The sequence below is a fragment of the Devosia submarina genome, from assembly GCF_003056345.1.
GTDB lineage: Bacteria > Pseudomonadota > Alphaproteobacteria > Rhizobiales > Devosiaceae > Devosia > Devosia submarina.
On the sequence record NZ_PYWB01000001.1, the window covers coordinates 1 to 21,122 of the forward strand.

Annotated in this window: 17 protein-coding genes and 1 pseudogene; 11 read left to right on the plus strand and 7 right to left on the minus strand. The window is 59.6% G+C overall.

What is annotated here, in order from left to right; all coding sequences use genetic code 11:
* Positions 1-460 (minus strand): annotated as a pseudogene (locus DDE77_RS00005) (transposase); the annotation flags it as partial.
* Between the two features lie 124 nt (positions 461-584).
* Between DDE77_RS00005 and DDE77_RS00010 the strand changes: the two are divergent.
* The 5 genes from DDE77_RS00010 to DDE77_RS00035 all read left to right on the plus strand — a co-directional run bounded on the left by DDE77_RS00010 (position 585) and on the right by DDE77_RS00035 (position 6,951).
* Positions 585-1,334 (plus strand): carbohydrate-binding domain-containing protein, encoded by a 750-nt coding sequence (locus DDE77_RS00010; protein WP_170116446.1) that lies wholly within the window; start codon positions 585-587, stop codon positions 1,332-1,334.
* 1,227 nt (positions 1,335-2,561) lie between these two features.
* The gene (locus DDE77_RS00020; protein WP_108395389.1) at positions 2,562-3,188 is read left to right on the plus strand and encodes a DUF2291 family protein; all 627 of its coding nucleotides are present in this window, start codon (positions 2,562-2,564) and stop codon (positions 3,186-3,188) included.
* Positions 3,185-4,708 (plus strand): sugar ABC transporter ATP-binding protein, encoded by a 1,524-nt coding sequence (locus DDE77_RS00025; protein WP_108395390.1) that lies wholly within the window; start codon positions 3,185-3,187, stop codon positions 4,706-4,708. The genes DDE77_RS00020 and DDE77_RS00025 overlap by 4 nt, the downstream gene beginning before the upstream one ends.
* A 9-nt stretch (positions 4,709-4,717) precedes the next feature.
* Complete coding sequence (locus DDE77_RS00030; RefSeq protein WP_108395391.1) at positions 4,718-5,767, plus strand: ABC transporter permease; 1,050 nt, start codon at positions 4,718-4,720, stop codon at positions 5,765-5,767.
* A gap of 236 nt (positions 5,768-6,003) precedes the next feature.
* A complete protein-coding gene (locus DDE77_RS00035; protein WP_108395392.1) occupies positions 6,004-6,951 on the plus strand; it encodes a D-ribose ABC transporter substrate-binding protein in 948 nt (315 codons plus the stop codon).
* 67 nt (positions 6,952-7,018) lie between these two features.
* Here DDE77_RS00035 and DDE77_RS00040 read toward each other — a convergent pair whose 3' ends face one another.
* Complete coding sequence (locus tag DDE77_RS00040) at positions 7,019-8,029, minus strand: LacI family DNA-binding transcriptional regulator (RefSeq protein WP_108395847.1); 1,011 nt, start codon at positions 8,027-8,029, stop codon at positions 7,019-7,021.
* 190 nt (positions 8,030-8,219) lie between these two features.
* Here DDE77_RS00040 and DDE77_RS00045 point away from each other — a divergent pair, with 190 nt between their 5' ends.
* From DDE77_RS00045 to DDE77_RS00065, 5 genes are all read left to right on the plus strand, one after another.
* A complete protein-coding gene (locus DDE77_RS00045; RefSeq protein ID WP_108395848.1) occupies positions 8,220-10,523 on the plus strand; it encodes an alpha-L-rhamnosidase in 2,304 nt (767 codons plus the stop codon).
* A gap of 60 nt (positions 10,524-10,583) precedes the next feature.
* Entirely contained in the window at positions 10,584-11,873 is a 1,290-nt protein-coding gene (locus DDE77_RS00050) for an ABC transporter substrate-binding protein (protein WP_108395393.1), read from the plus strand.
* Positions 11,874-11,960: 87 nt separating this feature from the next.
* Positions 11,961-12,860, plus strand: a complete 900-nt coding sequence (locus DDE77_RS00055; protein ID WP_210204323.1) for a carbohydrate ABC transporter permease — start codon at positions 11,961-11,963, stop codon at positions 12,858-12,860.
* Positions 12,857-13,684: a carbohydrate ABC transporter permease gene (locus DDE77_RS00060; protein WP_108395395.1), complete on the plus strand. Its 828-nt coding sequence runs from the start codon at positions 12,857-12,859 to the stop codon at positions 13,682-13,684. Before DDE77_RS00055 ends, DDE77_RS00060 begins: the two co-directional genes overlap by 4 nt.
* 4 nt (positions 13,685-13,688) lie before the next feature.
* Positions 13,689-14,762 carry an ABC transporter ATP-binding protein gene (locus DDE77_RS00065; RefSeq protein WP_108395396.1) on the plus strand — a complete coding sequence of 358 codons (1,074 nt, stop codon included), beginning with the start codon at positions 13,689-13,691 and terminating at the stop codon, positions 14,760-14,762.
* Between the two features lie 48 nt (positions 14,763-14,810).
* Here the strand turns inward: DDE77_RS00065 and DDE77_RS00070 are convergent, their stop codons facing one another.
* The 5 genes from DDE77_RS00070 to DDE77_RS00090 are packed head-to-tail and all read right to left on the minus strand — an operon-like array spanning position 14,811 to position 19,903.
* Entirely contained in the window at positions 14,811-15,716 is a 906-nt protein-coding gene (locus DDE77_RS00070; RefSeq protein ID WP_108395397.1) for a nucleoside hydrolase, read from the minus strand.
* Complete coding sequence (locus DDE77_RS00075; protein ID WP_108395398.1) at positions 15,713-16,705, minus strand: sugar phosphate isomerase/epimerase family protein; 993 nt, start codon at positions 16,703-16,705, stop codon at positions 15,713-15,715. The genes DDE77_RS00070 and DDE77_RS00075 overlap by 4 nt, the downstream gene beginning before the upstream one ends.
* On the minus strand, positions 16,702-18,195 hold the full coding sequence (locus DDE77_RS00080) for an FGGY family carbohydrate kinase (protein WP_108395399.1): 1,494 nt from the start codon (positions 18,193-18,195) through the stop codon (positions 16,702-16,704). Before DDE77_RS00080 ends, DDE77_RS00075 begins: the two co-directional genes overlap by 4 nt.
* Positions 18,192-19,151, minus strand: a complete 960-nt coding sequence (locus tag DDE77_RS00085; protein WP_108395400.1) for a transketolase family protein — start codon at positions 19,149-19,151, stop codon at positions 18,192-18,194. The genes DDE77_RS00080 and DDE77_RS00085 overlap by 4 nt, the downstream gene beginning before the upstream one ends.
* Entirely contained in the window at positions 19,151-19,903 is a 753-nt protein-coding gene (locus DDE77_RS00090) for a transketolase (RefSeq protein ID WP_108395849.1), read from the minus strand. Before DDE77_RS00090 ends, DDE77_RS00085 begins: the two co-directional genes overlap by 1 nt.
* Before the next feature lie 323 nt (positions 19,904-20,226).
* Here DDE77_RS00090 and DDE77_RS00095 point away from each other — a divergent pair, with 323 nt between their 5' ends.
* Positions 20,227-21,054 (plus strand): DeoR/GlpR family DNA-binding transcription regulator, encoded by an 828-nt coding sequence (locus DDE77_RS00095; RefSeq protein ID WP_245895027.1) that lies wholly within the window; start codon positions 20,227-20,229, stop codon positions 21,052-21,054.
* Positions 21,055-21,122: the final 68 nt, after the last annotated feature.

Genomic DNA, 21,122 nt, shown 5'->3' on the forward strand with positions numbered 1-21,122 from the left:
AGGTTGGATCTGGAGACGCCTAATGTTCTTGCTACGGCACTCATTGGGTATCGTCCTCGGGATTGCTCCACGACAGCAACGGCGAGGTCCGTTTTTTTGGGCGCGCGAGATCAAGGGCTTCCTTGAGGATCTCGGCTTCCATGGTCTTTTTGCCCAACATGCGCTCGAGATCACGCACGCGCTTCTCCAGCTCGCGAACCTGGGATGCGCCCACAACATCTTCATCAGCCTGAACGGCCGCATGGCCACCTTCAAGCATGCGGCGCTTCCAGGCAAAGAGTTGAGAGGGGGAAATGCCGGCTTGGCGTGCCACATAGGAAACACTCATGCCCGGCTGCATGGCTTCCTCTACCAGCCGCACCTTCTCGGCCACTGACCAGCGTCGGCGGCGCTGCACGGAAGTAATCACTTCGACCCGTCGAAACGGCTCATCGGCACTCTTGGACATAGTCGTACTCATAGGCGTATGCCTATGCCTTATCAGCTATGCCACATGTCCGGTCAAAATAGGGTGCGCTCCACTTAGCTTATATTGTTTGTGTAAGTACTCGCGGCTAGATTGGCGCCGAACGAAGGTAAATATCATGCGTATAGCATCTAGCTTATCGATTTTGGTCATAAGCACGGGCTTGGCTTCGGCTGCCACTTTGGACCTCAATATAGCTGCCGAACTCTACGAAGGAGGAGCGAATTTCGTGGTATTGGCAGATGGCCAACAGATTGGAAAAGGCACTGCACAAAACCCTGACGGAGAGACATTTTCTTTCGAATTTCCGGATGAAGCAACATCCATTGGGATTCGCTTCACCAACGACGCGGCAGGGCCCAAGGACCAGGCTGGAAACCGAGCGCCCGGCACAGATCGGAACCTGGTGATCATTTCGGCCGGCATCAGCGGTCAGGAATGGTCTGGCATCGAATTCGTCGGCGAAAGCACCTCTGCTCGCGATCAGAGGCTAGTTCTTTTCAACAACACTACAGCCACTCTGCAGATTGCAGCACCTGAGGTGGCTCAGCAGTCAGCGTGTGATCTTACTGTTGAGGTAACAAACTTCTCCAGTGGCATTGTGAACCTTTCGGCTGATCAGCAGACCCTTCTGGTTCCTGTTCTGGAAAAAGAAAACTGCAACGTCACAGTAACGGGATACAGTAGCACGTCTGGACCCTCATATATCAATGATCAGGTAGCACTCGATCGAGCGCAGAAAGTTTTGGATTATCTAATCGCTCAAGGTGGCGATTTCAGTACGCGAGAGGCAATTAGTGGCGGCGAGACAGACCAGTTCGGATCTGCTCAGGCAGATAACCGCCGTGTAGTGGTCCAGACTAAATAGGCTAGAACCTAGCAATTAGAAAAGGGCCAGGCTCGCTTTGGCGGGCCTTTTCATCCGAGGTCCCCAGATTGGATGGGGGTTAAGCGTTATCGGCTATTTCCTCTACCCGTAACGTCGCTCTTCACTGTAGGCGAGGCTAGCGATTGGTCGCAGACTACGAAGCTAAACATGCTGCTCGAATAGTGTCAAAGAAGCACCTTACAGTGCAGCACGACAAAATAGCTAAGTAGCTCTTAGATGAGTGTCGTAGACCCCAGCGACTGCTTGAATAAAGAAGAAGCAGAATGCGCTCTACCAGATGTGTTGATGCTAGGGGGTGTCCCGCGAACGGCTGTTGCGCCCTACATAGGTGTTAGCCCAAGCTTGTTCGACGAAATGGTAAGTGATGGCCGAATGCAGGGCCTTGGCTCGCCAGCCTTCGAACTACTTAGGACGTTCTGGGAGCTAGCTGCTGCGTTCGACCTGCGGTCAGCAAAGGGCGATGCGAGCCCTTGAACATTGCAGACGGCTAGGGACCGGACCGGTATGTGCAGTGCGCCCACAGCTTGTTCGCTAACTGGCATTCCATGGAAGTGTACCCGTTGCTCTAAAGTAAACTCGGTAGACTTGCATTCACGGACAGCGGAGTACACCGCGGCTATGTTGTCCACGACGATCAATTCTGTGAGCCACCCACCGGATGCAGACGTCAACCGTTGACTGACACTGTGAAACCCTATGACCGCAATAAGCCGCATCCTCCTTGACTGCACCGAACATAGCTCTTTGCACCGTTAGACGCCGACTTACAAAACCTCAATGCTTAGTAGAACATTTGTGAATCTAACATTAGCATAAACTACTGAAGGAAAAGGCTTATTGTACTTCGGTCCCGGGCACCATTTTCTTGATCAGAGATGGCGATCTGCGGTGTTGGTGGGCGTCTTAGCGTCCTGCCTTTCCAGCGGCTTGGCTTTGGGTGGTAAGTCTCACTTCAGGGCATTGATGGTTGCTCTTTTTAGGTGCACCGCCACGCAGTCGTTGGATCAAACGATCCGCTGGAACGAGCTGACAGACAATGCCACGACGGATTTGCGGTTTGTTGCGCTTCGATTGCGTCCGCATGTCCAAGCTTTCCCGCACATGTGTTGTTGACACTGGCTTCGTCCTTGCTGCAAAAAGAAGGCAATCGCAAAAAATCGCAACGAACCGGAAGAGAAGGCGATAGCGGGAGGGGAGTTTTGCGGCATGTTCGACCGGCGCTTTGTCCTGCTAGCTCTGGTTTTCCCGCTTCTCCCCCTTGCCGGGTGCAAAATAGTGCCGATCGCGGAAGAGCAGGCTGCGGCACCTGCTGGTTTCGATGCGGCAAGCTATGCGGATGGTATCTGGACAACGCAGGCGCTTCCCTTTTTCTCCGAAACGGCTCGGCCTGTGGCGGAAGTTCTTCCGGCTGTTATAGCTGACCTGCAAGCGGCGGGAACACAGTTCGGGTATCGGGCGGGCGAGGGATCGCCCTGGAGCTTTGTGGTCAACGGCACGGGCGAGGTGATCGCCAAGAACACCGAGTCGCGGGCGGGGACCCTGAAAGTGGCGGTGGAGGGCCTTGCCGAGCCGGTGCTGGTGCAGATCGGGCCCGTGATCCGCGGCAATGCCGTGCGCGACGCGCTGCCCTTTGTGTCGTTCAAGGATTTCGTCAATCAGATCGAGTACGCCAATGCCGGCAAGGCTTTGACTGCACTTGCCTATGCGGCGATCACGCAAAGTGCCGAGGCAGTTGCGGTTGGCGATGTGGTGACCTTCACCGGCGCCATTGCAATCAGCCGTGCTGGGGATCCCGTCATGGTGACGCCGGTGAGCCTCGAGGTGGCGCCGTGAGTGACGTCGTCCTCGGCGCCCGGGCCATCACCAAGACCTTTCCTGGGACGATTGCCCTGCAGGACGTGGATTTCGATGTCCATGCCGGCTCGGTTAATGTGCTGATCGGCGAAAACGGCGCGGGCAAGTCGACGCTGATGAAGATTCTTGCCGGGGTGGAGCGGCCAACGCGGGGCACGATCACCATGGCGGACAAGCCTGTGAGCTTTGCCTCAGTCCGGGACGCTGCGCGGCAGGGGATCGGCATCGTGTTCCAGGAGCTCAATCTCTGCCCAAACCTGAGCGTCACCGAGAACATCTTCCTTGGTCGTGATCTCACCAGGGCGGGGTTCCACATCGACCGGGCCGCGCAGCGGGCGCGTACCGTGGAGCTCATGCGGCTCCTGGAGCACGAGATCGACGCCGATGCGCTAGTTGGTGATCTGATGATTGGGCAGCAGCAGATCGTCGAGATCGCCAAGGCTTTGGCAGAGGACGCCCGCATCCTGATCATGGACGAGCCCACTTCGGCGTTGTCGGCCTCGGAAGTGGAGGTGTTATTCAAGGTGATAGGCGAGCTCAAGCGTGCGGGCGTTGCCATCATCTACATCTCTCATCGCCTTGAAGAGCTGATCCGCATCGGCGATCACTTCACCGTTCTGCGCGATGGACGCCTGGCGGCCGCGGCGACACGCGACCAAGTCAGCATTCCCTGGATCATTGAAAAAATGCTGGGATCAGGGGAGGTGGTTTCCAGGCGTGCGCCCGCTATTCCTGCAGGTCCTGCTATCCTCGAAGTCAGCAATTTGACGCTGCCCCGCCGCGGCACGCTCCTGGCGGTGGATGACGTTTCCGTGTCCTTTCGCACCGGTGAAATCACAGCCATTTACGGGCTTCTGGGGGCTGGCAGGACGGAGCTTTTCGAAAGCCTTTATGGTCTGCGTCCTGGCGCAACAGGCTCGGTGAAGCTTGCAGGTACGGAACTGTCCGGCCGTTCAGTCAGCCGTCGCATGAAGGCGGGACTGCTGCTGGTGCCAGAGGATCGTCAGCGTGATGGCTTGGTGCAGAACCTGTCTGTTGGCGGCAATCTGGGCCTTGCGAGCCTTCGCCGTTTTACCAGGTTCTTTTCCATATCTAAGGCCGATGAAACCCCGCTCCTGCAGCAGGTGATCAGGCAACTGCACATCAAGACGGCCGGACCAGATGCGCCGATCACCTCGCTTTCGGGCGGCAATCAGCAGAAAGTTGTGATCGGCAAATCACTCCTGACGGAACCGCGTGTGCTGCTGCTCGATGAGCCCAGCCGTGGCATCGATATTGGCGCCAAGGCGGAGGTGTTTTCGACAATGCGGGACTTGGCTGACCAGGGTCTCGCCATTGTCTACACCACCTCCGACCTCAAGGAGACCCATGCCGTGGCTGACCGTATTCTGGTTATGGCCTATGGCCGGATTACTGCAGATCTACGGGCAGAAGACGCCACTGACGAGGCGCTGGTGCGCGCTTCAACCCTCAAGCTCGACGAACCCGCTTTCGCCTAAGGAGCCATTATGTCATCTGCTGTCGCGACCGCAAAACAGAGCTCCCAGGGCAATACTTCAGCGCTGCTGATCCTGCTCAAGCTGCGCACATTCATTGCATTGATCGTGGTGACGCTGTTCTTTGCCTTCATGGCGCCGAACTTCGTGTCGGTTGCCAACGCGATCATTATTTCCAAGCATGTGGCGATCAACGCGATCCTGGCCATCGGCATGACCTATGTGATCCTGACAGGGGGCATCGACTTGTCCGTCGGCTCGATCGTGGGCCTGACAGGCATGGTGGCAGGTGGTCTTCTCGCCCATGGCCTGCAGCTGCCTATGCTGGGCGTCATTATCTATCCCAATGTGCCCGAAGTCATCGGGATTGCCTTGCTGGTCGGCACGGCGATCGGAGCGATCAACGGTTTACTCGTCACCAAGCTTGGTGTTGCGCCCTTTATCGCCACCTTGGGCACGCTCTACGTCGCCCGGGGCGCTGCATTGCTGCTGTCGGGTGGCTCGACTTTTTCCAACCTCGTCGGCAAGGAAGAGTTGGGCAATCAAGGCTATCCAATCATCGGCTCGGGCAATGTCTTGGGCATTCCCGTGTCTGTCATCATCCTTGTCGTGCTGGCGCTGATCGCTGCCTATGTGGCGCAAAGGACGCCTTTTGGGCGCAAGGTTTATGCGGTAGGCGGCAATGAACGCGCCGCGGCGTTGAGCGGAGTTCAGGTCGACCGCGTCAAGATTGCCGTCTACATGATCTCGGGCTTTTGCGCGGCTGTGGTGGGGCTGATTGTTTCTTCCCAGCTCGTTGCGAGCCATCCGGCGAGTGGGGAAACCTTTGAGCTCAATGCCATTGCCGCCGCAGTGCTCGGCGGCACATCGCTCTCTGGTGGGCGGGGTCTGATCGGGGGCACCATTATCGGCGCCTTTGTTATCGGGGTTCTCTCGGACGGCCTTGTGATGATGGGGGTGTCGGAATTCTGGCAGATGGTCATTAAGGGACTGGTGATCATTGCTGCCGTGGTGCTCGACCAGTTGCAGCGTCGGCTCGCTGCAAACAGCCGTCAAGGCTGAGCCGAACGGGGAGCCGAGGTGTCGGTCGCATCCTTGCCGCGTGTCAGCATCTGGGTCGAATAGGTTAGCAGACTGCTATCGTTGAGCGTCGCATAGTCGCTGATAAAGGGGCTTTTGCGTCAGGCTCGTTGACTCCCACGATTTTGTTTGCATACATCAATAAACAAAAAAAAAGCGCAATAGACGAAAAAGCGTTGCAGGGATAATCGGCCCGGAAGGGGCCCAGGAGGATAAAGATGAAGCTAGTGAAAACTCTCGCAGCCCTTGCATTGGGCGCGATGGCCGGCGTTGCTCTCTCCGCGCCCGTCCTGGCGCAGGATGGTGGGCTCATGGTGATCATCACCCCAAGCCATGACAATCCGTTTTTCAAGGCGGAAGCCGAGGGCGCGCAGGCCAAGGCTGAAGAGCTGGGCTATACTACACAGGTCTATTCGCATGACGATGATGCCAACAAGCAGAACGAGCTGATCGACTCTGCCATCGCTGCAGGCGCCAAGGCGATCATCCTGGACAATGCCGGTGCCGACGCGTCGGTGGCTGCCGTGCAGAAGGCCAAGGATGCGGGGATACCGAGCTTCCTGATCGACCGCGAAATCAATGCCACCGGCGTTGCCGTGGCGCAGATCGTGTCTAACAATTACCAAGGCGCAACGCTTGGCGCCGAGGCCTTTGTCGAGGCCATGGGTGAAGAAGGCAATTATGTTGAACTGACGGGTAAGGAATCCGACACCAATGCCGGTATCCGCTCCTCGGGTTACCACGACGTGATCGACCAATATCCTGACCTGGTGATGGTGGCGCAGCAATCGGCCAACTGGAGCCAGACCGAAGCCTTCACCAAGATGGAATCGATCCTTCAGGCCAATCCCGATATCAAGGGCGTGATTGCCGGCAACGACACCATGGCCATGGGCGCGCTCGCAGCGCTGGAAGCGGCTGGCCGGGACGATGTGATCGTGGTCGGATTTGATGGCTCCAACGATGTGCGCGATGCCATTGTCGCGGGCAAGATTTATGCAACGGTTCTGCAGCCAGCGTACCGGCAGGCCCAATGGGCGGTGGAACTGGCCGACAAATACCTCAAGGAAGGCTCGACCGGCATGGACGAGAAGATCTCGATGGATTGCGTGCTGATCGATGAGACCAATGCAAGCGATCTCGAAACCTTCGCACTGGCGGAATAAGTTCTTGCGCTAGACGTGGAGGCTGGGCCTTCGGGCTCGGCCTTCGCGTTTGTGCAATGGGCGCCCCTCACGGGCGGCGCGAGCTGGCCCGGGCAACAATTCGGGGGGTAACAACGAAATGCTCGGCCTCGGTGCGCCCTTCGATGCGCTCGATCAGGAGGCGCGCAGCCTGCAAGCCCAGGAGTTCACCGGACTGATCGACGCTGGTCAGCCGGTTCTGCGCGAGATCACAATACATGGTGTTGTCATAACCAACCACGGCGATGTCCTGCGGGATGGAAAGGCCCAGCTCGGTTGCGACGCTGATCGCCTCTATGGCAATGAGATCCGTCCAGCAGAAAAGGGCGTCCGGGCGGTGCGGGCTTTCCAGCAGCTTGCGGACGGCCACCTGGACATCGCGCAGCACTTGGGAGCAGCGGATAATGTTGATAGCCGTGCCCAGCCCCTGTTCCATCATTTCGAGCCGGTAGCCGAGCTCGCGCTGTGTGATCACAGTGGAGGCCTTTGCCAGGCTCATCATGGCGATGCGACGATGGCCCTGGGCATGAAGATGACGCACGACGAGACGAGCCCCGAGTTGGTCATCATTGTTGACAGTGTCGAAAAGGTTGTCGACTGGCTCATGGTGGCCAATCAGCACCAGGGGCACACGGTTCGCAATGTCGGACAGCCGAGAGGCAACCTCATTGGGGCCGATCAGGATCAAGCCGTCCATCTGTCGGTCGATCATGGCATCAACAAGCTCGTTGGCATGGACGGAAATGCCCTGCATGGCCTGGTACTGGGTGCGGGCAAGGGCTGAATTCACTCCATCGAAGATGTCGGCAAAGAAGGGGTTGCGCAGATCGGGCAGGAGAAGCCCCAAGGTATAGGTGCGGCCCCGCAGCCCGCGCGCGGAGGCAAGGGGCCGGTAATTGAGCTTGCCCATGGAGAGCAGGACTTTTTCGCGCAAGCTGTCGCTGACCCCATAGGCATTGCGCAGCACCTTGGATACGGCAGCCACAGATACCCCGGCGTCTTGCGCAACGTCCCGGATGGTGACGCGGCCCGCTCGCTTTGGTGCTTTGATCTCGCTCATATCAACCATTCTCCAGTGCGCTCCCGATTATCCGGCACGAAAAGCTATTGCAATTCGCACAAGAATGTAGAACGCTACACGTAGAACAGTTTACATCCGCGTAAAGCGGTGTCCAGAGGGAGGTTTCCGCGTGTACGACGCAGCACTTGCGCATGGCTCGGCATCGGCCATTTCAGGCTGGGAAGCTCAGATGGTTCGCCCGCTGGCGGATCAAGGGGTCGGCACGCCGGCGAGCTTCTTGCGCAAGCGGTTCTCCCTTGATGATGTGGGCGGTGAGGAGGCGCTGCGCGTTTCCGCGCTGGGCCTTTATCTTTGCTTCATCAATGGCAAACGCGTCGGCAATGACCTTCTGACGCCGGGCTGGACCAGCTATGACAAGCGACTGAGTTTCCAGACCTATAGGGTCGCGGACCTGCTGGTGGCCGGCGAGAACGTTATCGAGATTTGGCTGGCGGATGGCTGGTATCGATCGCAACTGATGTGGGGCAAGTTCCCCATCGTCAATACTTATGGCGACCAGATCGCGGCCATTGCCGAACTGCGCGGCCAAGGCGCGGTGATCGTTGCGACGGATGCGAGCTGGGAAAGCGGCGAGCTGCCGGTGCGCAAGTCCGGTATTTATTTCGGCGAGATCTTTGATGCGCGCGTGGCGGCGGAGGCAACGAGCGGCAGCGCCGTGATGGAGTTTGATCTCGGGCGGCTCGTTGCTGCCGAAGCAGCGGCGGTGCGCGAGCTCGATGCTTTGCAGCCGCTCAAGCAGTGGACAGATGCCGAGGGCCGGACCGTTTATGATTTCGCACAGAATGTGGGGGGCTATGTTGCGTTTACGGTCCGGGGCGAGGCCGGCGCTCGGGTGATTGTCGAGCATGCCGAAATTCTCGACAAAGCGGGCAATTTCTACAACGTCAATTATCGCACTGCAGAAGCGCGGGTTGAATATACGCTTTCGGGGCAGGGCGAGGAGGGCTATCGCCCCCACTTCACGTTCCACGGCTTCCGCTATGCGCGCGTGACCATCGAAGGCCAAGCGGAAATCACCAGCATTGTTTCGGTGCCGATCAGCTCCGTGACCGAACTCAAGGCCGGGTTCACATCTGGCAACAAGCTGGTGGACCGGTTGTTCCTCAACACTGTTTGGTCGCAGCGTGGCAATTTCATTGATGTGCCGACCGATTGTCCGCAGCGCGACGAGCGTTTGGGTTGGACCGGTGACGCGCAGGTTTTTGCTGGCACGGCCATGTATCTGGCCGAAGCGCAGGATTTCTTCCGCAAGTGGATGCGCGATTTGATGGCGGACCAGCGTGAGGATGGCGCCGTGCCTCATGTGGTGCCGGACCCCACGCGTTTGCAGCCCGAGTATTATCCGGGCTTTTATGGCTCCACCGGCTGGGGCGATGCCGTATGGGTCGTGCCCTGGCAGATGTATCTCCATTATGGCGATGCCGAATTCCTCCGCGAAGCGCTGCCAAACATGGTGCGCTGGGTGGATTTCGTGTGGTCGATCAGCGATGGCCCGGTGGTGCAGCCGCCGCGCGAATGGGGCGCCCGCGGCTTTTCCTTTGGCGACTGGCTGCAGCCCAGCGGGCCTAGCGCCAAGCCGTTGCCGACTATTAGCGACGAGGCATCAGCGACGATCTATCTTTATATAGCGGCAAGCCATGTGGCGCGGATTGCTCGTCTTGTGGGTCAGGCTGAAGAGGCTGAGCGCCTCGAGGCGATGGCAGGCCAGGTGCGCGAGGCGTTCCAGCGTGAGTTCATCACGCCATCGGGTCGCGTCGGCAGCGATGACCAGACTTCCTATGCGCTTGCCTTCCTTCACGATCTGATCCCTGCTGACCAGCAGGATGCGGCCAAAAGATATTTCAAGAATGCCATTGCGCGCAGCGACGGGCGCATTGGCACTGGTTTCATCGGTACCCCGGCGCTGTTGCCCGCGCTTGTCAAGATCGGCGAATGGGCGCTGGTGGCCGATGTATTCCTCCAGGAGGAGGTACCCGGGTGGCTCTATCAGGTGAAAATGGGCGCCACCACGATCTGGGAGCGCTGGGACGCGATCCAGGCGGATGGCTCCATCTATAATCCGCAAATGAACTCCTACAATCACTATGCCTATGGCGCAGTGTGCCAGTGGCTGCTGGAAGGGGTTGCAGGATTTAGGCCTGATCCGGAAGCGCCGGGGTTCGAGCACATCATTTTCGAGCCCACTGTGCTGGATGGCCTGTCGCCTGTGCAGGCGCACCACGAAAGCCCAAAGGGCGTGATCCGCGCAAGTTGGAGCGTGGAGGGGGATCAGGTGCGCTACGAAATCGAGGTGCCTGAAGGCACACGCGGCACGCTTCGGCTCGCGCCGGTCTATCGCAATGCCAAGCTGGGCGGCTCTGCTGTTGCCGATGGGGCATCGCTCACGCCGGGCAAGCACAGCATCAGCTTCACCTATGAGCCAACCAGGCGCCAAGTTCGGATCAAGCCGCACGTCAATGCCAATACGCCATAAGGCCGCGAGGAAGTCAGTTTCAACAATGGTCCGCAAGGCGGGCCGCAAGGGAGGTAGACAATGACCAAAACAAGGATTTCGGCCCTCTTGGGGGCCAGCGTGCTCGGCATGCTGCTAACGGCCAATGCCGTTCAGGCACAGCAATCGGGCAATCTGCAGTTCCTGATCGACAACGGCCCACAATCGGTTGCCGTGGCCGAGGCGTGGGTTGCGGCTTACACCGAGCAAAACCCCGATGTGACCATCGACATCGAGGTGCGTCCGGGTGGCGGCGAGGGCGACAACATCGTCAAGACGCGCCTTGCCACCGGCGCCATGGCCGATGTGTTTTTCTACAATTCCGGTTCGCTGTTCCAGGCGATCAACCCCGTGCAGAACCTCCTTCCTGTTACCAACGAGCCCTGGCAGGCCGGTATCCAGGAAAGCTTCAAATCGGTGGTGAGCGCAGGCGGGGAAGTCTATGGCACGCCCTTCGCCCCCGCCATGGGCGGCGGCATTTTCTACAACAAGCCCATCTATGAAGAGCTTGGCCTCCAAGTTCCCAAGAGCTGGGACGAGTTCATGGCCAACAATGAAAAGATCAAGGCCGCCGGCAAGGTCGCCGTGATCCAGACCTATGGCGAAACCTGGACCTCGCAGCTGTTCGTTCTGGCAGACTTCTTCAACGTCCTTGCCGCCGAGCCGGACTTTGCCGAACGCTTCACCGCCAACCAGGCCAAGTTCGCGACTTCCCCGGCAGCTCTGCGCGGCTTTGAAAAGCTGCAGGAAGTTTATGAAGGCGGCTATCTCAATGCCGATTTCGGCGCCGCGACCTATCCCGATGGTTTGCGCATGGTGGCGACCGGTGAGGGCGCACACTATCCGATGCTGACCTTCGGCGTCGGCGCTATTGCCGAAACCGTGCCGGACAATTTGCAGGATGTGGGGTTCTTCGCCCAGCCGGGCGACAGCGCGGACAGCAATGGCCTGACCACCTGGATGCCGGACTCCATCTACATCGCCAAGACCACGCAGAACCCCGAACTCGCTAAAGATTTCGTGGGCTTTATCGGCTCGCCCGAAGGTTGCGACATCCGCAATGAAGCCGTAGGCGCCACGGGTCCCTACATGATCGAAGGTTGCGAACTGCCCGAAGACGTGCCGCCGGCTGTCGCCGACATGCTGCCCTATTTTCAGGAAGGCGGCCAGAACGCCCCGGCGCTCGAGTTCTTGTCTCCGGTCAAGGGCCCCGCTCTCGAGCAAATCACGGTTGAAGTCGGCTCTGGCATTCGCCCGGCTGCCGAAGGCGCTGCGCTCTATGATGAGGACGTGCGCAAGCAGGCCCAGCAGCTCGGGCTTGAAGGCTGGTAAGCTGATGTGAGTGGCGGCTCGGGCTGGATCATCCATCCCGAGCCGCCACACTTTGGTCGAGGGGTCGAACCGATGGCTGTTTCCAGCATGGGAAATGTTGCAGGCGCGCCAAGCCAGCGCGCTCAAGCGCAAAAACGGTCGCCCTATCCGGGCTGGTTCTACCTGCCTGCGGCCATCATCTATGCGGTGCTGTTTCTGGCACCAACCTTTGCCTCCCTTTATTTCAGCCTGACACGCTGGACGCTGTTCGACAGCGTCTTTATCGGCTTCGACAATTTCGCGCAGTTCTTCCGCGAGCCCTTCCTCGTCAAGGGTCTCGTCAACACGCTGATTTATGCGGTGGTGACATCGGGGCTGAAGGTCGTGATCGGCATGGCGCTGGCCATCATGCTCACCAGCCAGATCGTCGCTCGCGGTTATCTGCGCTCGGTCATCTTTTTCCCCGTCCTGGTGTCGACCGTCGGCGTGGGCATCACCTTCACGGTGCTGATGCACCCGACGCAAGGCATGATCAACGAAACGCTGGCGCTGTTCGGCATTGCCGGGCCGGGCTGGCTAGTGGATCCAAGGCTCGCGCTGTTTTCGGTTGCGCTGGTCGATGTGTGGAAGGGCGTGGGGCTGGCGACTGTCATCTATATCGCTGGTGTTGTGGCAATTCCCAAGGACTACTACGAGGCCGCGCGGATCGATGGCGCGACCAAATGGCAGAACTTCCGCTACGTGACGCTCCCGTTGATGCGGCCGGCGACCGCGACGGTGATCACTCTCTCCTTTATTGGGGGCCTGAGGACCTTTGATTTGATCTGGGCTATGACTAAGGGCGGGCCGGGCTTTGCTTCCGATACAATCGCTTCGGTGATCTACAAGCAGTACCAGGCGGGCTTTTATGGCCTATCGACGGCCGGCAACGTGGTGCTGTTCGTGCTGATCGCCGTGTTGGTTGTGCCGCTCACCATGCTTCTCAACCGCAAGCAGGGCCACGAATGAAACAGCGGGCATCCCTTCTTGGCGGCGTGGCCGCCATTGTCGCGACCTTTGTGGTCTTCGTAATACCGTTCCTGTTCATCATCCTGATGGCGTTCAAGGACCGGCAGCAATCGGCGCTGCGGGATTTCTCCTGGCCGACGGGCTTTCACCTCTGGGACAATGTCTTTGAGGTGGTGAAAACTCGCAACTGGATGATGATCACGGCCTTCATCAATTCCAGCATCATCACCGTGGCGAGTGTTAGCCTACTTGTGGTTTTCGCGGCCATGGTCGGCTTCATCCTGGCGCGGCGCAAGACGCGCTGGAATCCGCTTATCGAGTTCCTGATCCTGGCTGGGCTCATGGTGCCGCCAGCGGTGGTGCCCACGATTTGGGTGCTGCAGGGACTCAAGCTATTTGGCACGCTGCACGGCATGATCCTGATCGAAGTTGCGTATAATCTGCCGTTCTCGATCATCCTTTATCGGGCTTTCATCGCCACTATTCCCAAGGACATGGATGAGGCCGCGATCATTGATGGCGCGCGCCCGCTCGATGTGTTCTTCAGGATTATCCTCCCCATGCTCTGGCCGGTGACGGTGACCAACATCGTGGTGCAGTCAGTTGGCATCTTCAACGATTTCACCAACCCCCTCTATTATCTGCCGGGCAATGCCAATGCGACGGTGCAGCTGACGCTGTTCAACTTCCAGTCGCAGTTCAGCACGGCCTACAATCTGCTTTTCACCAATATCCTGCTGATTACCATCCCGCCGCTGATCGTCTTCCTGTTCTTCAACCGGCAGATCGTGGCGGGCATGACTGCAGGTGCCGTCAAGGGATAGGGACATGGCCGGACTGGAACTCAAAGCACTGCGCAAGAGCTATGGTGACCTCGAGGTGATCAAGGGCGTGGACCTTCACATCGAGCATGGCGAGTTCGTGGTGTTTGTCGGCCCTTCTGGCTGCGGGAAGTCCACGCTGCTGCGCATGATCGCAGGGTTGGAAGAGATCTCGGCTGGCGAGCTGGTGATCGGCGACCGGGTGGTCAATGAGGTGGAGCCGCGTGACCGGGGCATCGCCATGGTGTTCCAGAGCTATGCGCTTTATCCCCACATGACGGTTTACGACAATGTGGGCTTTGGGCTGATGCTCGCCAAGACGCCTCGGGAGGTGCGGGACAAGAAGATCCGCGAGGCCGCGCGCATCCTGCAGATGGAGCATTTGCTGAATCGCAAGCCCAGCCAGCTTTCGGGCGGGCAGCGGCAGCGCGTGGCCATCGGTCGGGCCATTGTACGGCAGCCGGAGGTGTTCCTGTTTGACGAGCCGCTTTCCAATCTGGACGCTGCCTTGCGGGTCGACATGCGCATGGAACTGGCGCGGCTGCACCAGGATCTCGGCGCAACCATGATCTATGTCACCCATGATCAGGTCGAGGCGATGACTCTGGCCGACAAGATCGTCGTGCTTGATGGCGGCGTAGTGCAGCAGGTGGGCTCGCCCATCGAGCTCTACCAGCGTCCGGCCAATCTCTTTGTTGCCGGCTTTATCGGCTCGCCCAAGATGAATTTGCTTCCAGCAATTGTTGACGCGGTGGAAGGCGATGTGGTGCGTGTGTCCAGCAAGGACCTCGCAGCAACTGCCATCAGGGCGAGCGGTGAGGGGCTCAAACCTGGCGACAGCGTAACGCTGGGCGTTCGCCCCCATGCGCTGACTCCGACCGAAAGCGGCAGCGTGGTCGGTCAGGTGGCACTGGTGGAGCGCTTGGGCAACGAAACCAATGTGAGCATAACGCTGCCGAGTGGCACGTCCTTTATGGCTGTATTGGATGGGGATCGTGCACTGCGCCCGAGCGGCAGCATCGTTTTGGGTTTCAATCCCGCAGATGCCCTGCTGTTTGATGGCGCGGGTCTTGCTCGCTAGCTCTTGGTGCAATCGGGACGCCAGCAAGAGCCGGCGTCCCGCATTGGCTCAGCCGAAATTGGCGAGTTCCTGCACACCGCGATTGAAGCGGGCGAGCTTGGCATAGAAGTCCTCAAGAATATAGCGCACATCGATCGTGTCATAGACCTTGATCGGGCGATTTTGCCCATTGTGGATGTAGTGCATCTGTGGCGAGAACTCGGGCGCCGGACGCCATTCCGAAACGCCACCCATTGGGTTGAGGATAACCGAAAGGGCTGGCGTATCACCCAATGAGCGATGCTCGATGGGGCCCTGGTGGACGCGCAGATTCCACTCGATCAGCTGGTCAACAAGGTATTTGCCAATCGGGCCCTTGTCTTCGCAGCGCTCCTGCAGCTCGGCATAGCTCACCGCCATCATGCGATAAACGGTTGAAGGAATCTGCCAGACTTGGATCTTGGAGCGCATCACCACATTGGCCGCGGCAATGTCGTTCATGAGGTTGAATTCGCGGCCACCTGATGGCCAAACACCGCCGCCGATCCAGACGCAGATCACATCGCGCTCGTTAAGGCGCGGCTCCAGAAGGAGGGCCGAAGCCATGTCGGTCAGAGGACCTAGGAAGGCGACATAGAGCGGGCGATCATCATCGCTCATGGCCTGGTCGATAATGAGCTGGGCGCCGGGTGAAGGGACTGGCGTGTCCTCGTCAGGCAACGCCTTAGCCGCGCCGTTGGCGACGGGGATTTTGCCCGAAAGGTTCATGAGATCGAGGAGGTGATCGATCTCCGCGCGACTGTCTTCCATGGACGTCATCGAGCGGTGAGCGCCAAAATGGGCCGCGATGATGCCATGGAAATCGAAGGTGGGTGTCAGGAGGGCATGAACGATTGTGAACTGATCGTCCGCTTCGTTCTTGGCGTCAGTATTGAGAATAAGACGCGCGCGCTTCTCACGAGGCAAATTGGTCATGGCTGGTCTCCCATGGCGCCGAAGAGGGCTTTCTGTGCAATTTTAAGGGCGCCAATGGCGTCATGCCGGCCTTGAGCTTCCTCAAGCGCCGCTATGTCGAGGCGGTCGAGACCTTTGGCAGCAGCCTTGAGGAAGTCGATGGCGTGGGTGGCCGTCGCGACGCTGTCCTCGCGGAACGGAAACTGGTCGAGCTGCCAGACGCCTTCCCATTTGTTTTTCTTAAGGACATAGAAAAACTCGAAAAGTTCAATCGGGTGAAGGCTGCCGGCGACGAGGTCATCGTCCCAGGAGCGGTAATTGTCATTGACGTCCATGCCGAAGAGCCGGCCGTGGTCGATGGCGAGCTGGGCCGAGTCCGCCGCGGACTCGCCGCCCATGATGGCGTGGCCGAAATCGAGGAGAATGCCGATGTTGGGCAGGCCAATCTTTTCGATGCCGAGAATGGTACGGGCGACCGAACCGAAGCTCATGCGCACGCGTGGTTCGCGCGGCTTGTATTCGATGACGAATTTAAGGTCGGGGTTTTCCGAGGCGAGCTGGCCGACGCCATCCAGCGAGCGCTGCCACTGGGTGGAGTAGTCGACCTGGAAGGGATAGTCCCAGCCATCCTGCCCGGGCCAGAGTTTTACGTAGTCAGCCTTGTGGAAGCGCACGACGTCGCAGGCGGCCGTGATGAGTTCATGCGCCTTGCGGCGAATACCAGCGTCAGGATTGGTGAAGGCGCCCTTGACGAAGTCGCGGGTGTAGATTTCGGGCGTGATGCCGATGACGCCCAGATTGTTGCGCTCGAGCGCTTCCTTGATCTGCGCGTCGGAATATTCGCCGCCGAAGTAGGGCCAGTTAAGGTCCACAACGCTGAGATCCTTGACCTGACCGGCAAGGTCGATCGCTTCGATGATGTTGCGCGGAATGCCGTAGCCATCGGTCGCATAGCGGTCGAGATAGGTGGCAAAATGCCAGATGCCAGCGCCGAAGCGTGGGGTGGTCATGGGGTTCCTCCTCTGTTCTGATTGTTTTGTGTCGCCAGAGCTTGCGTTATGGCGGACCGCCAGCGCTGACGATGTCTGGTGCGGCTCGCATCGTTTATCTGCGGCGTGAAATGCTGGGCGGCGGGAACGGCCGGCATGCTGATGCCGAGAGCCGAAAAGGCCAGGGCTGCGGCGCCAAGGGCGCTCACTTCCGGGGCGGCAGCAACTGCGACAGGGCGATCGAGAATATCGGCTTCGAACTGCATGATGGTCCCGTTGCGCGAGGCGCCGCCATCGGCGCGTAGCTCGCTCAAGGCCGAGCCCATGTCGGCTTCCATCGCCGCGTAAACGTCGGCGACCTGAAACGCGATGGCTTCCAGAGCGGCACGCGCGAGGTGTGCCGGCTTGGTGCCGAGCGTCATGCCCGTGATGGTGCCGCGCGCGTCGGCACGCCAATAGGGAGCGCCAAGGCCTACGAGGGCTGGAACGAAAGCGACGCCATTGCTGTCATCAACGGTTTCGGCGAGCGCCGAAAGCGCGGCGGCGTCGGCAAGGCCCAGGAGTTCGGCAGTGAAAGCGGCGGTTTGCCCCGAGACGGAGATATTGCCTTCAAGCGCGTGCTGTACCTGGCCGCCCTGGCTCCAGGCGATGGTGCTTGACAAGCCGTGGGTTGAGCGAACGCGACCGGGTGTCAGCGCCATAAGCGAGGTGCCGGTGCCATAGGTGGCTTTCACCGTGCCGGGTGTGCGCACGCCGTGGCCGAACAGGGCAGCGTGGGAATCGCCGATCATGGCAAGGATCGGGGTGCCAGCGGGAAGGGCTGTGGTGCCCTCCGCAGTGATGCCAAAGCAAGCATCGGAGGATCGGACCTCGCCTAGCAGGGTTTGGGGCACGGTAAAGAGCGCGCAGAGATCGGTATCCCATTGCAGTGTTTGGGTGTTGAACAACTGCGTGCGCGAAGCATTGGAATGATCGGTGGCATGCACCTGCCCGCCAGTTAAGTTCCAAAGGAGCCAGGAATCAACCGTGCCGGCGCGAAGCTCGCCGGCTTCGGCGCGGGCACGGGCGCCAGGCGTGTTGTCGAGGAGCCAAGCGACCTTGGCGGCGGGAAAGAGCGGGTCGAGCGCAAGGCCCGTCCTGGCTTCGATTGCGTCGGCACGGCCGGCGGCATGCAGGGCGTCGCACTGGGGAGCGGAGCGGCGGCACTGCCAGATGATGACGGGACCGATGGGCTCGCCGGTGGCCGTATCCCAGACAAGGATGGATTCGCGCTGGTTGGAGATGCCGATGCCGGTGATTTCCGCAGCACCAGCTTTGGACACGACCTCAGCGATCACCTGCTTGACGCCCTGAACCAACGCCGTGGCCGACTGCTCGGCCCAGCCGGCTTGGGGATAGGTGACGATGTTTGGCACAGAGGCCTGGTGCAGCACGCGGCCGGAGGCATCCACCAGCAGGGCCTTGGTGTTGGTGGTGCCCTGGTCGATGGCCAGGATCAGCTCGCGGCTCATTTCTTTCGCGCGATGGTCAGGCGAACGGCGTCGACAATGCCGGCTTCGTTGAGCCCGAAATGGTCAAACAGCCATTCGGCCGAGCCCGTGGGTACGAAGCCGGGGAAGCCCAGAATGCGCATCGGCACCGGACTGGTTGTGGACACCACTTCGGCAATGGCGCCGCCGAGGCCGCCCCTGACGGAATGTTCTTCGACGGTGACGATGGCGCCGGTGTCGGCAGCGGCTGCGATGGCGGCTTCATCGAGCGGATTGACCGTGGCCATGTTGACGACGCGAACAGAAATGCCATCGGAGGCGAGCGCCTTGGCAGCAGCGACGGCGCGATGCACCATTGTGCCATTGGCGATGATGGTGGCGTCGTTGCCTTGGACCAACGTTTCGCTTTTGCCGATCTCGAAGACCGCGTCTTCTGGGCGCTCGAGCGCCGGGACCGCCATGCGGCTGACCCGGACGAAGACCGGGCCATCATGGGCCGCGGCGGCCTTGATTGCTTCGGCCGTCTGCCAGGGATCGGCCGGCACGATCAGCTTCATGTTGTTGAAGAGCCTGAGCCAGGCGAGATCTTCAATGGAGTGATGGGTAGGGCCGAGCTCGCCATAGGCGACGCCGCTCGACTGGCCGATCAGCTTCACATTGACATTGCTGTAGGCGATATCGGCCTTGACCTGTTCCAGGGCACGGCCCGTGATGAAGCAGGAGGCAGCCGACACAAACGGCACCTTGCCGCCATTGGCCAAGCCTGCACCCACTGCAACAAGCGTTTGTTCGGCGATGCCGACATTGACCATGCGTTCGGGGAATTTCTTGCGGAAGCCGGCCAGCTTGGACGAGCCGACGCTGTCGCTGACCACGGTGACGATGCGAGGGTCGCTCTCGGCGAGGGCCTCGATGGTGGTGGCGAAACTGTCGCGGCAGTCGAAAAAACCGCTCTTGGAAGGGGCAGCAGCGCTCATCAGACGAGTTCCCGCATGGCTTGTTCGAATTGCTCTTTGTTGGGCACGCCATGATGCCAGAAGACGTTGTCGTGCATGAAGCTGACGCCCTTGCCCTTGAAGGTGTTTGCAATGACGCAGAGCGGTTTGCCACGGCCCCTCGGGGAGGCGGAGAGGATGTCCAGAAGCTGGCCGTGATTATGCCCATCGACCATTTCGACATGCCAGCCGAAGGCGCGCCATTTCTCATCGAGCGGATCGAGTGAGGCCGTGTCCTCGGTCCCGGCGCCCTGCTGCAGGCGGTTGCGGTCAATGATCAGGGTGAGGTTTTCCAGCTTGCGATGCGCCGCCGTCAACGCTGCTTCCCAATTGCTGCCTTCCTGCAGTTCGCCGTCGCCGGTGAGCACAAAGGTGCGGAAATCGGCCTTGTCCATCTGGCCGGCAATGGCGATGCCCGTCGCAACCGGCAGGCCATGGCCGAGTGGCCCGGTATTGGTTTCAACGCCTGGCAAATAGTTGCGGTTGGGATGGCCGTTAAGGGCGGAGAGCGGCTCCATATAGGTCGAGAGATCCGTTTCGGGGAAAAAGCCCGCCCGCGCCAGGACCGAATAAAAGGCGCCGGTGCAATGGCCCTTGCTCATCACGAAGCGGTCGCGCTTGGGATCGCGCGCATTCTTCGGGTCGAATTGCATCACGCCGAAATAAAGGGTCGCCAGGATGTCGGCTGCGCTGAAATCGCCGCCTGGATGGCCCTGTTGCGCTTCATAGACCATCTGGAAGCTACGGCGGCGGATCCACAGCGCCTGTGCAGCGATGTCGCTGACCAGATCGTTCTTGAGGGGTGTGGCGGGCGATGGCAAGGCGGCCTCCCAGAGCTCGGTGGCCGCATCAAGCAGCCCTGTTTGCCGATGATTGGTACAGGGCGATCCGCTAACGTGCAATAAGGAAAATCTTTGATTATTTTCGTTTCATGTTCCGAATGGTCTCGGAACACAGCGCAATCGCTGCTAGCGGTTTCACCTCAATGGCCTTAGAGAGCTTGCGAAATGGCTGTGATCCCGCGCTATGATGGCGAGATCGGTTTGGGGGAAACAAGGTGCAAAAACCACGGGCGAAGGGCAGGGCAAAGAGCGAAAGCCAAGCTGGCGGGCAGCCGCAATTGCTGGCCGAACCGCGCCGCATGCGCATCCTGGAATGGCTGCAGGAAGAGGGCAGTGCACGGGTGCGCGATCTTTCCGCAGCATTCGGCGTTTCGGAGGCGACTATCCGCCAGGACCTCGAGCGCCTGGACGGTGACGGCTTTATCACGCGCGAACATGGCGGGGCCTATCTCAAATCCATCCCGCAGCAGGTGCAGTCCATGACGCTGCAGCATGTGCAGAACATGGAGATGAAGCGCGCCATTGGCGCTGCGGCCGCGGCGCTGGTTTCGGACAATGATACACTGATCATCGATTCAGGTACGACAACCACCCAGTTTGCCGAGAATTTGAAGGCGCGGCACAACCTCAACATCATCACCAATGCGCTCAATATCGCATTGATCCTGGGTGCCATTCCCTCCAATACGGTGCATATGCCTGCCGGTCAGTTCAAGGCGCCCACCCTGAGCCTGAGCGGGGAAAAGTCCGTTGAATTCTTTGTCGGCATCTATGCGCAAAAGCTCTTCTTGGCCACCGCCGGCGTGTCCTTCGGAGTGGGCCTCACCTATCCGGCCATTGGGGACATCTATGTGAAGCGCGCCATGATCAAGGCGGCCTCGCATGTCTATCTTCTGGCCGATTCGACCAAGATCGGCCGAGTGTCCTTCTCTGCCCTTGGCGGCGTCGAGATGGTCAACACGCTGATCACGGATGAAGGTATCTCCGACGCTGATCGGGCCGAATTCGAAAGACGTGGCGTTGAAGTGCTGATTGCCCGCTAAGGCGGGCCTGCCTTTTCGAGCTTTCATGATTGATGCGGAAGGTCATTGACAAGGCGCTTATCCCTCCA

Bases quoted from the DNA above. Each gene is read 5' to 3' on its own strand.
- DDE77_RS00060 (WP_108395395.1), top strand. From the start codon at position 12,857: ATGAAACAGCGGGCATCCCTTCTTGGCGGCGTGGCCGCCATTGTCGCG.
- DDE77_RS00085 (WP_108395400.1), bottom strand. From the start codon at position 19,151: ATGAGCGCTGCTGCCCCTTCCAAGAGCGGTTTTTTCGACTGCCGCGAC.
- DDE77_RS00035 (WP_108395392.1), top strand. From the start codon at position 6,004: ATGAAGCTAGTGAAAACTCTCGCAGCCCTTGCATTGGGCGCGATGGCC.
- DDE77_RS00050 (WP_108395393.1), top strand. From the start codon at position 10,584: ATGACCAAAACAAGGATTTCGGCCCTCTTGGGGGCCAGCGTGCTCGGC.
- DDE77_RS00080 (WP_108395399.1), bottom strand. From the start codon at position 18,195: ATGAGCCGCGAGCTGATCCTGGCCATCGACCAGGGCACCACCAACACC.
- DDE77_RS00075 (WP_108395398.1), bottom strand. From the start codon at position 16,705: ATGACCACCCCACGCTTCGGCGCTGGCATCTGGCATTTTGCCACCTAT.
- DDE77_RS00040 (WP_108395847.1), bottom strand. From the start codon at position 8,029: ATGAGCGAGATCAAAGCACCAAAGCGAGCGGGCCGCGTCACCATCCGG.
- DDE77_RS00010 (WP_170116446.1), top strand. From the start codon at position 585: ATGCGTATAGCATCTAGCTTATCGATTTTGGTCATAAGCACGGGCTTG.
- DDE77_RS00090 (WP_108395849.1), bottom strand. From the start codon at position 19,903: ATGGTCTATGAAGCGCAACAGGGCCATCCAGGCGGCGATTTCAGCGCA.
- DDE77_RS00020 (WP_108395389.1), top strand. From the start codon at position 2,562: ATGTTCGACCGGCGCTTTGTCCTGCTAGCTCTGGTTTTCCCGCTTCTC.
- DDE77_RS00070 (WP_108395397.1), bottom strand. From the start codon at position 15,716: ATGACCAATTTGCCTCGTGAGAAGCGCGCGCGTCTTATTCTCAATACT.
- DDE77_RS00045 (WP_108395848.1), top strand. From the start codon at position 8,220: ATGGTTCGCCCGCTGGCGGATCAAGGGGTCGGCACGCCGGCGAGCTTC.
- DDE77_RS00030 (WP_108395391.1), top strand. From the start codon at position 4,718: ATGTCATCTGCTGTCGCGACCGCAAAACAGAGCTCCCAGGGCAATACT.
- DDE77_RS00055 (WP_210204323.1), top strand. From the start codon at position 11,961: ATGGGAAATGTTGCAGGCGCGCCAAGCCAGCGCGCTCAAGCGCAAAAA.
- DDE77_RS00065 (WP_108395396.1), top strand. From the start codon at position 13,689: ATGGCCGGACTGGAACTCAAAGCACTGCGCAAGAGCTATGGTGACCTC.